Annotated in this window: 13 protein-coding genes and 1 pseudogene; 6 read left to right on the forward strand and 8 right to left on the reverse strand. The window is 34.5% G+C overall.

Features of this window, described 5'->3' with window-relative positions; genetic code table 11:
• The first annotated feature begins 144 nt into the window (after positions 1–144).
• The 5 genes and pseudogenes from LG330_RS13595 (at position 145) to LG330_RS13615 (ending at position 3631) form a co-directional block, all read left to right on the forward strand.
• Positions 145–315, forward strand: a complete 171-nt coding sequence (locus tag LG330_RS13595) for a hypothetical protein (protein WP_404404671.1) — start codon at positions 145–147, stop codon at positions 313–315.
• Between the two features lie 906 nt (positions 316–1221).
• On the forward strand, positions 1222–1932 hold the full coding sequence (locus tag LG330_RS13600; protein ID WP_404404673.1) for a DUF817 domain-containing protein: 711 nt from the start codon (positions 1222–1224) through the stop codon (positions 1930–1932).
• An 18-nt stretch (positions 1933–1950) separates the two neighbouring features.
• Positions 1951–2442 carry a DUF2975 domain-containing protein gene (locus LG330_RS13605; protein ID WP_404404675.1) on the forward strand — a complete coding sequence of 164 codons (492 nt, stop codon included), beginning with the start codon at positions 1951–1953 and terminating at the stop codon, positions 2440–2442.
• Between the two features lie 7 nt (positions 2443–2449).
• The gene (locus tag LG330_RS13610; RefSeq protein WP_404404677.1) at positions 2450–2656 is read left to right on the forward strand and encodes a helix-turn-helix domain-containing protein; all 207 of its coding nucleotides are present in this window, start codon (positions 2450–2452) and stop codon (positions 2654–2656) included.
• Between the two features lie 159 nt (positions 2657–2815).
• Positions 2816–3631: pseudogene (locus LG330_RS13615) on the forward strand (undecaprenyl-diphosphate phosphatase).
• Between the two features lie 458 nt (positions 3632–4089).
• Here LG330_RS13615 and LG330_RS13620 read toward each other — a convergent pair.
• The 6 genes from LG330_RS13620 to merR all read right to left on the reverse strand — a co-directional run bounded on the left by LG330_RS13620 (position 4090) and on the right by merR (position 10339).
• Positions 4090–4920, reverse strand: coding sequence for a hypothetical protein (locus LG330_RS13620; protein ID WP_404404679.1), 831 nt, complete (start codon positions 4918–4920; stop codon positions 4090–4092).
• A gap of 263 nt (positions 4921–5183) precedes the next feature.
• Entirely contained in the window at positions 5184–5366 is a 183-nt protein-coding gene (locus LG330_RS13625) for a hypothetical protein (RefSeq protein ID WP_404404681.1), read from the reverse strand.
• 137 nt (positions 5367–5503) lie between these two features.
• Positions 5504–6478: a DNA/RNA non-specific endonuclease gene (locus LG330_RS13630; RefSeq protein ID WP_404404683.1), complete on the reverse strand. Its 975-nt coding sequence runs from the start codon at positions 6476–6478 to the stop codon at positions 5504–5506.
• A gap of 239 nt (positions 6479–6717) precedes the next feature.
• Complete coding sequence (locus LG330_RS13635) at positions 6718–8040, reverse strand: ISL3 family transposase (RefSeq protein ID WP_404404685.1); 1323 nt, start codon at positions 8038–8040, stop codon at positions 6718–6720.
• Between the two features lie 241 nt (positions 8041–8281).
• Entirely contained in the window at positions 8282–9922 is a 1641-nt protein-coding gene (merA, locus tag LG330_RS13640; RefSeq protein ID WP_404404687.1) for a mercury(II) reductase, read from the reverse strand.
• Between the two features lie 24 nt (positions 9923–9946).
• Positions 9947–10339, reverse strand: coding sequence for an Hg(II)-responsive transcriptional regulator (merR, locus tag LG330_RS13645; RefSeq protein ID WP_404404689.1), 393 nt, complete (start codon positions 10337–10339; stop codon positions 9947–9949).
• A 284-nt stretch (positions 10340–10623) separates the two neighbouring features.
• Between merR and LG330_RS13650 the strand changes: the two genes are divergently transcribed.
• On the forward strand, positions 10624–10887 hold the full coding sequence (locus LG330_RS13650) for a hypothetical protein (RefSeq protein WP_404404691.1): 264 nt from the start codon (positions 10624–10626) through the stop codon (positions 10885–10887).
• Between the two features lie 321 nt (positions 10888–11208).
• On the opposite strand, the gene LG330_RS13655 is transcribed toward LG330_RS13650, so the two are convergent.
• Both LG330_RS13655 and LG330_RS13660 read right to left on the reverse strand, forming a co-directional pair.
• The gene (locus LG330_RS13655) at positions 11209–11796 is read right to left on the reverse strand and encodes a recombinase family protein (RefSeq protein WP_404404693.1); all 588 of its coding nucleotides are present in this window, start codon (positions 11794–11796) and stop codon (positions 11209–11211) included.
• Between the two features lie 562 nt (positions 11797–12358).
• On the reverse strand, positions 12359–14941 hold the full coding sequence (locus tag LG330_RS13660; RefSeq protein ID WP_404404695.1) for a DEAD/DEAH box helicase family protein: 2583 nt from the start codon (positions 14939–14941) through the stop codon (positions 12359–12361).
• Between the last annotated feature and the right edge of the window lie 151 nt (positions 14942–15092).

The raw sequence follows: 15092 nt of genomic DNA on the forward strand, positions 1-15092 counted from the left end.
TTCTCTCCCTGTGATAACAGAATACTTAAAAACCATTCATAATCTGTCGAATAAAAAAAGGATTTTTTCCAATGGTTCGCCAACTTTTTCATATTAAATCTGGCACAATTTAATTAATCGTTTATGAAGGAGCTGACAGACAACATGTACATTTTACACAGGAAAAACAATGGTACTCATGAAGTATTAAAGGATTCACTTAATAGAGCGTTTAAGTTTTTTGTGGATCAGCATGAGGCCAGTAAACTTTCAAGCAAGCTGAATCAATACACTCATCAGGGAAAGCAGTGGAGAGTAAAGAAGATCAATTTATAGATGGTAAAAAAAGAAACCTGATTGGGTTTCTTTTTTTATGTTTTGCAAAATATATTAAGTACTTTTACACGCGGAAGCTTATTCCCAACGGGCCGTGCATTTTCTTACCGAGGCGAGCGAACCTCTGTTCAAGGCAACATATTATTGAAACTTATGAACCCGGTCTGTATGGAATAAAATTTCAACAAATATATCTAACAACAACCCTTCTTCTTAATTACCAGCTGACAGCATACTCTCCTGCTGGCTTTTATGGAAGAAAGACCTAAGCTGATTTTTCATTGATTCGTTTTCTTCCCAAAGCGGTCATCGTAAATTCGGTGGCCGTTAATCGTGTAATAAGGATAAAATATACTCTAATACAACTCTCTGATCTGGGACTTTATTCTTGTCAGCAACAGATCATTAACCTCCGCACCATTTTCTGAATACTGCCTGACAATACCCCCTTTGTCACGCCCTCTTTAAGATCATCCCGCATTACAACTAAGTGCTTTGCAATTTGTGAATTAATCAGCCCAGCCAGATCAACCGAAAGTTTACCCGTTTCAATCCTTAAATTGATTATTTCAACCTCATGATTTTTCAATTTTAGACTTTTCCGCCAGTTGAATTAAAACTAAATCATTTTATTAATTTTCTAGCCTTTTATTAATTCCTTCTAAGATAACCAGAAAACTTTAATAAGATATATATCCAAAAAGAAGCATTTATATAGATTGCTTATTAATATAATTTTATTTATTTTTAATAATTATTTATTGTTTTTCGATAAATATGGTGATATTATCTAGTTATTCAAAATGTAGCTGAGGAGGGATAGCTATTAACGCGTATATAGAAAGTAAAAGCAAAATTGTTTTAGTTGATATATGGCGCTTCACTTTAGACCAGTTCAGATCTGCAATGTTCCCGATCTATATCTTCGTTTGTTTGGGGATAACACAATTATTTAATCTGCCACTGTTTGACCGTTATGACTGGCTGCTTTTCTTTTGCCTGCTCATGCAGGTTTTGATGGTCCGCCTGGGAATCGAGAGTATTGATGAGTTAAAGGTGATTACCGTCTTTCACTTAATCGGTCTGGCGATGGAGATTTTTAAAGTAAATATGGGGTCATGGAGTTATCCGGGGGAAGCGTTTTTTAAAGTGTATGGCGTTCCATTATTCAGCAGCTTTATGTATGCAAGTGTAGCGAGCTACCTGTGTCAGTTCTGGCGAAGATTTGATGTTGAACTGATCAAATGGCCTTCACTACTTCTTGCGGTTCCGCTGGCAGCGGCGATCTATCTGAACTTTTTTACTCACCATTACATTATGGACCTGCGCTGGATATTGTTTGTGCTTATAGCGCTGACTTTTTCTCAGGCTCAGCTGACCTTTAATGTGAATCGCCGGTACTTTAAAATCCCGATCCTCATGTTTTTTCTGCTGATCGGATTTTTAATATGGATTGGTGAAAACATCGCTACTTTTCTCGGTGCGTGGCAGTACCCCAATCAAAACGAATCATGGGAATTAGTGCATTTAGGAAAGATTAGTTCCTGGCTGCTATTAATGATTGTGAGTTTTCTGATTGTGGCAAATTTGAAGGTTGTAAAAAGTAAAATCAACTAATTTTTCGAGAGGTGCATGATGAAAAAAGGATCAACTTTTTTACTTAAATTGACCTTACTTGTTCTGGCATTACCTATTTTAATCATATGTGTATACGCTTTCCCGGTTTTGTTTTTTGATGTGATTGACGAAGCAATTAACGGAGAGACGGTAGCGATTGTATTAATCGGATTTATTCTGATTATGTATGCAGCGGCTGTTCCTTATTTTCTTTCCTTGTATCAAACCTTTAAATTACTTTTAAATATCGATAAAAATCAGGCTTTTTCATCTCAATCCGTCAGTTCTTTGAAGCTGATTAAAAAATATGCAGTGATCATTAGTCTTCTTTTTTTAATAGCTCTGCCATTCATTATTGTAGTGGCACGGTCGGATGATACCCCGGTATTTATATTAATCGGAATAGTGTTAGCTGGAGCCTCAATGGTGATCGGTGTTTTTGCTGCTATTCTTGAGAAGCTTTTATGGGAAGCAATCGAATTTAAACGTGAAAATGAATTAATAATTTGAGGTGAAATTGATGATCATAATTCATATTGATGTGATGTTAGCAAAGAGGAAAATGAGCGTAACTGAATTGTCAGAACAAGTTGGCATCACGATGGCCAACCTATCAACTTTGAAAAACAATAAAGCAAAAGCAATCCGTTTTTCCACTCTTGAAGGGATATGCAAAGCACTGAATTGCCAGCCCGGAGACATCATTGCATATCAAAAGAAATGAATGAGGTGATCGTATGAGCAACACTGTATTGGAGTTAGACAAAGTGAATGACGGGATGTTACTACTTAAGATACCAATGTGGGATTTAATCTGCCCGTATGTTAAAAACCCTCCGAACAGCTGTTCATCTTCAGCCCACCTTAATTCATGGAGGAAATTATGAATGAACTGGATTTTATGTATTTAATCAACATTATCATCATTGGCTTCGTACAGGGTTTTACAGAACCGATCCCTGTATCTTCAAGCGGTCACGTAATGATTGCGAGTGAATGATTAGGGTTAAGCGAACAGGGGTTCACTTTTGTCATTTTGACAAACACTGCTTCACTTCTCGCTGTTCTCATTATCTACAGAAGTGATGTTTTCAGACTGATCGTAAACTCGATCAGTTATATAAGAACTAAAGAATCAGGTTACAAAAGTGATTTTCAGTTCGTCGTCTTTTTAATCCTTGCAACACTGCCAGCTGGAGTACTTGGACTGCTGCTTAATGACTTTATTGCTGATAAAACGAGTATGACGACTATTGCCATTATGTTATTTTTGACTGGAATTGCTTTATGGTTAATTAAAAATATACAGGGGACAAAAAGTGAAGGTGACATTTCTATTAAGGATTCCTTCATTGTAGGGTTTGGCCAGTCACTTGCCTTAATGCCGGGGATAAGCCGTTCAGGCGCTACAATTATTTCTTCCATTGCTGTAGGAATGAAACAGGATACAGCGCTGAGGTTTTCATTCTTGCTTTATATACCTGTCAGCCTTGGCGGTGTAGTTCTTGGGTTTTCTGATTTCATCAATGAGCCTGACAAATCAGATTTGGTTGTTCCTTATCTGTTAGCATTTATTTCAACACTTTTAATGACTTACGTTGCGATGAAATGGCTTATTGGCATAATGAAAAGCGGTAAACTAATCTACTTTTCTTATTACTGTTTTTTTGCTGGAATCATGCTGTTCATTTTGTTTTAAACTGCTATAAATCCTGAGAATATGTGAAAACTCTGGTGTATTTCCTTTTATCTCAATGTTTTAGAAGTCTATTGAAAATCAATGAAATTAAAAAAACCACCAAATATTTATTTGGTGGAGACGGTGGGAGTCGAACCCACGTCCAGAAACTTCAATACTTAAGCTTCTACGAGCGTAGTCAGCCTATTCGCATTTCACCGTAACTTATGCCAACTGGGTTTGAAGCTTCTGATATATAGTTTTTTAGCTTTAGGGAGTATAACTTTTTTACGAACTCGGTTCAATTCCTCGATTTTAATTATACTCATTAATATTTGGGTTAGTCCAGTAATACCTTTGTTTCTTGTTGGTTGAAGTTTAATAGTGCTTATTGCTATCGCAATGATCTTACACATAAGGAGATACCAATAATTATACATAATGGTTCTACGAACATCTGCCAATTTTTTAAAATACCTTTACATACCTTCATTCCTTTTCTGAATCTTTATAGCAGCATCAATAGCAGATAACAGGTTAAAGAAAATCCACGGGTAAAAGATTTCTTCATCATAATTCGGCTTCTGTTTTGGTTTATAATGTCTAATATTAAAGCCATTTAAGAGATTAAAAATGTCATTTTCATCAGTTTTATTGAAGGGCAACTGATTACTTTTCTGAAGGTTTTCTAGTACCCTACCTAGTTCAATAACTGCGGTTCTTTTATCTTCCAGTGTTGCGGCTGACTTAAAGAAATTTTGTTTTGCCCATTTTATAGCTGAATTTGCACTTTCATCTTCAGGAAATACCTGTTCTGCATCTAGCAATTTTTCCATCCCGTTATCGACTAATTCCCGGACATAACCATCTTCAGTCAATTCGTAGCCATCTTCATATTTGGATAATATTCTATTTGTTTTCTTTCTGTACTTCTCTTTTATTTCAGCCAAAGGAGCCAAGTCGCTATCTGGAATCCGTTTTCCAGGAATCTCCTCACCATCCATAATTGATAGCTGATAATCTTCAGGTAGCGTTATGTTTTCATAGAAATATTCTATAAAGTCGAAAATATCATCATATGAATAAATCTTCTCATTATTAAAAGGCAACAAATGGAACTTGCCGAATTTCTCTGCAGACAGCAATTCAATTTCTACAGATTTAAAACGAGGTACTTCTGATAAGAAACCACCGTCTAAAAACTCTTGATAAAGACCATTAAAATACCTTTGTAAATCATCTTCATCCATATAAAAGTCACCGTCACTGTACAGTCCGTTACGTTGAGAATAATACTGTTTATCTGCCATCATTTATGCCCCTTTGTGTTGTGTGTGAAGGATTAGCGCCCTGCACCTGTACAAGTAGTTACAAAATCAGGTGCTGCAGTGAATGCCTACAGGTAGCAATTTTTTGATAAATATGTAGTAAGCTTCTACGCTTATATCCATATAACTAGCATAATTGATTTCAATAGAATTAGGAAACACCCCAAATTACTTTTCACTACATTTTCAACTAATACTCACTATAAATTTTCTTTAATTTTAAAGTTCTTTGTATTATCTATTCGTTAGTTTTTTAAGTGATTTTTATATAACTTATTTACAACTTCCTGAGCCAAAAAAGTAATCCAAGTTGCAGTTTCTCCATACACTGTACCAATTTTAAATGCCATTAAATTATTTACAACGATAGGAAACTCTACAATATAAAGCAGAACCGCTCCTATGATTAAATATCGTTTTCTATTCAAATTTAACCGTCTCTTCAATCTGAATATATTTTTATAGCAACAATTATTGAGTAATTTTATTTGTGTTAAATAAATTCTCTTTATTGAACTTAAAAACGCATAGATTGTGCATCTATGCGCTTTCAAATATTAATTGTTTACTCTCCAACCATTCCGTCTCCATCATTATCACGCATATATGGGTAAAGCCAGTGGTCACTCATGATCGGCATCGTGAACCCTGCATCCTTTGCTTCCTGTATTGTAACTTGACCATTTCCATTTGTATCAACACTAGAAACATCACCTGTTTCATTTGATTCTGTGGACTCAACAGGCTCACTCTCTGTTAAACCAAGTGATTCGTTAACCTCATCAGGGTTAACATTATCAAATGTATCAACAATGACATTGCCATTTAACGTGTAAGTGTATTGATAACTTGATGGGATCTGTGTTTCGTTGTCAGGGTACGTGATAAGTGCTTCAAAATCGCTTGCTCCACCAGCTCTACGAATTTCGTTTTCCATATACGCTTGATCCCCGTGTCTGTTGAGCGTACTTTCTTGTGGAGTAATATTATAAGCATTTGATACGCCTCCGAGAGAATCGGCAATAATATGACCTTCATCTAACACATCACTTTCAACACCTGGAACTTTTGCTTCATCAGAATAGTACCTTCCAGCTGATGTAACGTCTTCAGTAGTATCATCTTGTAGAATGATTTCTTTGGCAATGACTTTGATAAGCTGCCCATGTTCATTCGTAAACGCCCAATATTCACGATCTCCAAAACCAATATCAACAACAACGTTAGGTTCACGATACCCAGATAAGTCTCCACCATCGACTTCCACAAGTTCGTACCCCTCAAATAATTCACTATTGGAAAGATCTGATGTTTCATTTCCTTCTACTTCCTCAACAGTTGTTTCAATAGAAGTATCTTCTTTACTATCTACGTTACTTTCATCTACGGACTCTTGAAAATCTGTTTCTGTTTCTGTTTCTGTTTCTGTTGCTGCTTCAGCTTCTAAATCTACATCTGTAGTGACATCCTCTACAGTGTTACAACCTACCATAAATACAATTGTTAAAAGTAAGATTAAATAGTTCATGCTCTTTTTCATTCTGTGATTCTCCTATTATATTTATTATAAAAATAACCACTCCTCTGCGCTCGGACAAGCTAATCATTTAAAGAGAAAGTGGTTATTTCTATATTTTAACTTTTAATCGATATTATCTCAATACTCTTTATTTTAGTGCTTGCAAACAATCATTTATATTTTTCACACCAAAACATGAGATAGATATGCATAATTTTAAATAAATTATCGGGTATTCAGATTTCATGGTGGAAAAGGGCTTATAAATCACCCTTCTCCAAATTCTTAATAAGTGTGGAAAAATCGACACCAAAGTTGTCTGTAATGTCGTGATCATTCACTTCATACCAATTGAAAGTATCGTATAACATAGCTTTATTGAAAGCACTTGAATTAAATCGTGGCTTACGCTTTTTATGGAGCTTCTCATTGAAAAGGATTTTGGCTCGTAAGGCATCAAACGAGTAACCTCTACCCATTCGCTCTACCTGCCTAATAATGCTGTTAATTGACTCCGTATAAGCGTTAGTGAGCCTTTTATCAAAGTAGTTGAATATTTCGACATGCCAGTTGTCTACGGCTCTCACGAGGTCTTTATATGCGGCTTTAGAGTTACTGGACATACAACGGTGTCTCCATTGACTATAACGAAGACGACCTTCATCTGGATCAGGAGTATCCCATATCCAGTAAAACTCTTCTTTGAGTTCATAGGCTTCTTTTAAAGCAGGAAGATTACCTAACCAAGTATCTAAGAGGAATGATTCACGTTCATTTAGATCGTGTTTACGCTTTAGAAGGATAAACCTTTCACGCATAAGGGTACGTCTTTCTTTTTGGCTCATATGGGCTTTCAAAGACTTTCTGACGTTATCTAAGGCTTGATTAGCCATTCTAACTACATGAAACTTATCTACGACAACTTTAGCGTGTGGAAGGATAGTGTTCACTGCGTCTTTGTAAGGCTTCCACATATCCATTGTGACGTACTCAATATAAGTCCTGTCACTGATTTCTGAAAGACGTTGGATGACTGTTTCCTTGTTACGGTTTGGCTTGATGTCATAAATAGTCCTGCGTTCAATATTAGTCAATACAAGCCGAGGTCTACGGATAATATGTATCTCGTCTATCCCAAGCCACTTAGGAGTTTCAAACTGGTATTCACGTTCTTTGAGTGCCACATAGTCCTTAAAAACGTTCCTAATAGTTTTCTCGTCAACACCAACGCTTTCTGCGACTTCTACAAAGGTCTTAGACATGGATTGCTCTTGAATGGACTTTAAAAGCCTTTTGGTCATACTACGCTTTTCATCTACAGATATTAGGCGTTCCCAGAAGGTAGATCCGCATTCACGACACTTGTATCGTCTACGGTTCAATTGTAAGCCCACTCGCTTTAAACGAATGGGCAAATCCATAATTAGTTGATTTCTTGAACTGTGTTTGTACAACTTGTCAAAACCACATTCAGGACAACGTTCAGGTGGTCCGACTGCTTCAACTTTAAACATCATATCGGTTTCATTTTCTTGTGGTGGTTCTATTGTTTTAATGTCTGGTAGGGATAATAAGTCTGACATATTGTTCATCCTTTATTACTCTGCGGTGTTAAGGTATCAATTATAGATTTGATGTCGAAATCATCAGTGTTAAATTATTTTTGTGACCACAAATGCACTTAGAAAATCCCTTAAAGCATTTATATAATGGGTGATCGCAAAATAGTGTATGAAATCTTTTGTAGACTTTGCTAAACTACTGCACACCTTTAGTACAGTATTAGCTGGTTCACTTGAATAGGGAGTTGTAAAAAAAGTTCCCTTAGCCTGCACAACAAGATAATTTCGAAACATCTTTATCGAACGTAAGTGCAGCTAATTTTAGCCCTTCAGCCATTGTTAAATATGGTGCTAGGGTTTCTGTTAAATCTTCTATCGTTAAGCCAAATTTAACAGCTAATGATGCTGCATAGATGACATCTCCTGCATTCTCAGATACAATATGAACCCCTAATAATTTTAGTGTTTCTGCATCTGCTACTAGTTTAAATACACCGGTTGTTTCACGGTTTACAATTGCTCTTGGAACAGCATCTAAAGGTAATACAGATGTCTTCACATCATACCCTTTCTCTTTTGCTTGTTCTTCTGTTAAACCAACCGTTGCAACCGTCGGATTCGTAAACGTAACAGCAGGAACTACCGATAAATCTATTTTTTTGTTTAATCCACCGATAGCATTATCAGTAATAATTCCACCTTCATAGGCTGCTACATATACAAATTGCGGTCCTAACGTCACATCTCCTGCTGCATAAATCTTTTCATTACTTGTTTGACCAAAATCATTGATCAGGATTTCATTATTTTTTCCAGTTTCAACACCTGCTGCACTTAAATTTAAAGAATCCGTATTTGGTTTTCTTCCAGTGGCAACAAGTAACTGATCTGATTCAATGACTTCTTTACTGCCATTTACTGTTATGTAAACCTTTTTTATCTCTCCACTTTGTTCAACACGCTCAAAAGTTGCCCCTTTGACAAGGTTTATACCCTGTTTAATTAACGCTTTTTCAACTGACTCTGAAATCTCAGGATCATACTCCTTTAAAAGTCGCTCACTTCTTTGCATAAGCGTTATTTCTGAACCTAAATGATGAAATAGTTGTCCAAGCTCCATTCCAATGTATCCTGAGCCAATTACAGTTAATCGTTTTGGTATTTTCTTTAACTCAAGAAGTGTTGTACTAGTTAAATAGTCCATTTTTTCAAGTCCTGAAATTTGGGGCAACGAAGGCGATGCACCTGTTGCAATTAAAAAGCGTTTTGCAGATAACTTTGCCCCATTGACCTCAACCGTACTAGCATCAACGAATTTTGCTTCACCTTTAATTAAATCAAAATTATATTCATCAATTAAATCCATATATTTTTGATTCCGAAGTTCGCTCACCAATTTATCCTTTTGCGTGATTAAACTAGCTAAATCCACTTCTCCAGCGGATGTTTGTAAACCTTTAAACGGATTGTCTTTTGATAAATGATTGATTTCCCCTGCCCTAAGAAGAGTTTTTGACGGAACACAGCCAATATTCACACAGGTTCCCCCAACCGTTCCACGCTCAATCATTCCAACTTTTGCACCGTATTCTATAGCTTTAATTGCCGAAGAAAAGGCAGCAGCACCAGAACCAATAATAAGAAGGTCATAATCGTCTTCATTAATTAACGCCACGTTTTCTAGTGATGATACTTCTTCAATTTCTCCGGCTTGGTAATTTGCTTCATCAATCGCCTTTATTGCACTTTCAACCTCAATATCATCGGGCAGTTCAAATACTGCTTCACCACGACGAAAATTAGACTCAATATTTTTAGCACCTATCTTTTCAAGTGCTGATTCTACGTGTTTTTCACAACCCGTACAAGTCATTCCTTGAATATTTACCTTAAATTTATTCATAAAAAAGCCCCTTTCGTTAATGTCTCATGTTAATGTTTCTATTATTGGACACGAATGTAATTGCTTTTCATCTGGACATCGTTGTTTTAAGTCGTCTAACATAGTTTCAATTCGTTTTAAATCCTTTATTTGTTTTTGCACTTCCTTTTGTTTTTTAGAAACAAATTCGAACATGTCTTGACAACGAACTTCATCTTTATCTACAACACCAAGTAATTTATAAATCTCGCTTAAAGAAAAACCAAGTTCCTGTATTCGTTTAATAAACCCAACACGCTTAACGTCATCATATGAATATATCCGATAACCAGCTTCCGTTCGGTGAGGTTCTTGTAATAAATTTTTTCTCTCGTAATATCTAATCGTTTCTTTATTAACTCCACATTTATCTGCAAACTCACTAATGCGATAAATCATCTTATTTCACCCCATGAATATTATAAACCGTGTACCATAGTACGCGGTCAAGTAAATTGGACTATTTTATTTTTCCCCAACGTATCACTCGTATGTGATTGATACTTTTATATAATACTATTGATTGTCCTAACATCCCACCAGAAAATCCGATTTAAACACCAGTTGTTTTTAAACTATTAAGAAAGTAATTCCACTATATATTCCGAAGACCCAAATTATCAGTTGAATAGATTGAATTATATGATTATTATTAATTTATTACATAAAAAGGGGTAAAACTTATGGGATATAAACGAAACATTATGAAGAGCTTTTTTGAAGGGGAAATTGAAGAACAGAAAGTCACTATGGAAATAAAGAAAAGCTTTTATAGTGATGTAGATAATACGGTGACATTTTCTCTGGATAGCAAAGATTACTTTAAAAATGATTTAATTGAAGAATGGATTAACAAATTTATTGATGAGGGATTTGCTGAAGAGGAGATATTAAAGGAGAGGCTTGCCAAAAGCCCATTAAGTCAATATGCGACCTTAATCTTCTAACAAAAAGTCTCTATCTAATTTTATAAAAGTGATTTTCTTCAAAAGAAATCTGACCACATGGCTACCAAATATATTTATAAAGCGAACTGTTATTAATAAATGAATTCCAATAAAAATAACCACTCCTCTGCGCCACGGCAAGCTAAAGATGAAAAGAGAAAGTGGTTATTTCTATATTTTAATTTTTATTCTAATTGATTACAACAATAATTTTCTCAATATTCTTTAATTTAAATAATGCAAATGCTATTTATACAAAACAGTAATGTGTGATTTAACCTACTCCGTACCCTTTACTTATCACCCGCTTATAAATATGTGTTAATTGTCCCCCACTCTTTTAGCTTCTCTATACAAAGTTGCTCTACTAATCTTAGTAATCTCGCATATTTGATTAACAGTCATTTTATTGATATCTCTATTACTATAAAGATCCAATGCGTGTTGCAAACCATTATGTCGATCGGAATACTTTTTAGGTCTGCCTTTATATACACCACGAGATTTAGCGAGCGCTATACCTTCTGCTTGTCTTTCACGTATCATATCCGCTTCAAACTCAGCTATCCCACTCAACACAGTAACCATTAACTTACCGATAGGTTTAGATGTATCTAATTTATCTCCACCCATATTTAAAACAATCAAGTCCACACCACTTTTATTCAACTCATCTATTATATGTAAAGCATCTTTTGTACTTCTAGCAAACCTATCCAACTTGGTAACAACTACAACATCACCATCTTTTACTACTGATAACAATCGATTAAATTCCGTTCTATTCTCTTTTTCACGACCACTTAATTTTTCTTGAAAGACTTTATCGCAACCTGCCTCTTTAAGTAGCTTTATCTGAGAGTCTAACTTTTGACCAGAAGACGATACACGAGCATAACCATACTTCATTTCACTCATCCTTTTTGATACATGTATTTGAGACGTTATACACATAGAATACACCATCACCATAATATGTATCAATAGGGTAAACCCATATGATACATATTGATATAAGTAGTCTTAAAGATTAGATTAACTGACTCGAAGTTATCTATTACTTTGCAGTAGAAAATCAATAGTAGCGAGTTTGATTATAGCGATATACTTCAGTCGAATCGGTAAATTTCAAGAGCTTTGCGTGAAACAAGGTAGTTATTCAGTTTCCATTCCCTATTAATTTTGCAACATTAACGGAAATACGCTGTAGGACTAACGCAGTTACAGTAGATACTAATGAGGTTAAAATTAAGAGAAGTCTTATTATTGTAAGAGTTAGTGATATCAGTTTTCAACAGAATACGTAAATATAGAAAACGCTTTTAAGTCTTTCAATTATTATTTAGCTTTTGAAGACTTTTTATAAAAGCAGCTTTACTCCAGTCAAAAAATGGTGTTAAAAGTAGAATTTATCTACTTTTAACACCTCATTATAAGTAATCGCAAAATCTTCAATTTTCCTCGTTATTCATTAACCTAATTTTCTTTGTTTTATAAAAGCAATAAAGTCTTCTGGTGTCACTGAATCTTCTTTTAGAATCTTCATTGCTTCTTCTCTCCACAACAGATTACCTTGACTACTAAAAGATCTTTTAATTTTTCTTATTGCTTCGATGGCTTTTACTGACCATTTGACAAATTCATCCCGATCAACCCACCAAACTTTCTCACCATAGGTAACTGCAGTCTGATCGACATTAGAAGCATTAGTTAGCATTATAGTAATAATTTCAGCATCTCTTTTGAGAATCTTTATTTTATCTTTAATCCAGTTTTCATGAGAAGCTGCTTGTCTCACATGATTTGTTGGAATGCTTTTATTAGAGGATTCATATATTTTATCTTCTGCTACTATACAAAGTGATTCATTTAAGATCCACCACGGATCAGGATCCGCATTACCCTTACCATTTTCAGACTGATATCCCAATAATAACCCCAACCTCAAATGTCCTCTTTCGAATTCGTTGCCATCTTGACTTTTTAATAAGCTTAAAATTTCATCTGCTTCTTTTTCAAAAGTTCTATGGCTATGATACCCATTCTTAATAAACTCATCTTCAATTCTTTCTAAGCAATCATATATATAGTTATCTTTTTGTTCATCAACATCTTTAATTTCTTCTTCAACTATTTTTGAGAACCAGTTTATACTATGAGTAGTTGTTGATGCTTGTCTTAGGTTCTCTATTGCTACTTGTTTATAAAAGGAATCTCCGTTTTTATATATTTCATTAGCAACAACACCAGCTAAATAGTGCCAATACGCTTTATAACCTTTTAATTCAGGAGTTACAATAATCGCTAAAATCTGTTCAATTAATTTTATCGCTTCTATATAATCTTCTCTCCAAATAGCGTATTGATATCTCACTTCATACTTTACACACTCTTGAAGTTTTTTATTATTCTCATTGTCTGTGGAACTCTGATCAGTAATAAAACCATCTCTAGTTGAAATAATTTCATCATCTGCCTTTTCCCATTCTTCTCCCTGCTGCAAAAATAATTCTAATAATTCTAAAAAAGTATCTATATCTGGTTGCTCCTGTGATTGTGAATATCCAAATTCTAACTCAGCTCTAAGTTCAGGCGGAAAACCTTTTAATTTTTTTGGTGAGACTAATTCATTTTCTAATTCATTTCCAAAAACACAAACTGCAGAATAATCTTCATTTGACCTAGTGCATCTCCCTATAGCTTGAATAATACGAGTTTTAATACGTTCATTAAATAATAAAGATGCTGCCATTTTTCTTGATAAGAATTTTTCTTGCAAATGAGTAGCATTAGGCATATTAGCAATTATCATCATATTGCATGAATCTCCTGCAAAATCTATACCGTCGTACCTGTTGGCTAAAATAGCTACAGAATTATCTGATTTTACAAATGATTCCTTGCTTTTCTCTATATCCTTACTTGTATATATTTCAGTAGATGTTCCTTCATAATATTTTTTAACTTTTTTTACAGTAGAATCGTCTTGAGTAAGAATTAAATTTCTTTTAGACAATTCCTTGATTCTTAAATAAATTTCTTTATTTTGCTCTTCTTTAAACGAAGCATTAGGAAACATAAAAAACCTTCTTCCAATACTTCTCTTATCCCACTCAGCCACCATTGGAAGCCGATGGATCTTTTCAACACCAAAAACTCTTTCTAACTCCCCACTTTTACCTAGTGTAGCTGACATATATAATCTCTGACCTGCATTTACAAAAGAATCACAGGTTTGGGTTGGAGGTATTAATGGACGGATTAGTATGTTGTTCCAACTAATAAACATGCTGCAAGCCTTTAAATGTGATTTTATATTGCTCCAAGGGTAAACTAAATTTGTTTCTTCTGTTTGTGCATCTATTATAGGACTAATATTGCTAATTGCATCTATAAATTTTGATTGAGGTACTTTATCAACCCACTGTAAATCATTAGTTGACGGTGAGTCATCAGCAATTTTATTATAGACACCTTCTCCAATTTCATCTTTTAATGCTTGAATTAATGAGACAAACAAATTTTCATCTTCATGCCTAGAGATGTTTAAGCTCCAATTACTGGATATGTAGTTTTCTGCACCATGGGCATCATCAAAAATCAATAAATCTGCATCATCAAAGAAGGAATTAGTATTAAAAATACTACTATAATTGGTTACCGCAATTGTTTGAGCGGTAGTATATTTAGATACAGAATTCGGATCATAATCTCTCCTCTTTCCGGTAAATGCGGTTGCTTTAATTTCATATTGATTGTTAGCCATATCAACTACTTGATTTACTAACTGATTATTAGGACAGACAAAAACGACTTTCTCTTTGTTTTTTCTTCTTCGATATTCTGCAATTAATAATCCAATCAATGTTTTCCCGCTGCCTGTAGGTAGTTCGAGAGCAACATCTGACTTCTTAAATCCGTCTTTCATGTAAGATTCTATCATTGCAGACTGGTAATCTAGCAACCCCATAATTTTCTTCTTTTTATAATCATTATACATTTCAATTGGTGAATCAAAATTTGCTGAATCTACTTTGTTTAATCTAAATGCCATACTTTTATTCTCCTTTAAATAGAATTTTTAATATTACAGACCTATCTATTAATATTATAAATAGTTAAATAGGCTTACACAACTGAATTACATAATATGGTGAATAATTATCCAGGAGAAATTTACAAAAAAGATGAAATCCTGCGACTGA

The organism is Jeotgalibacillus malaysiensis (assembly GCF_044789845.1).
Classification (GTDB): Bacteria; Bacillota; Bacilli; order Bacillales; family Jeotgalibacillaceae; genus Jeotgalibacillus; species Jeotgalibacillus malaysiensis_A.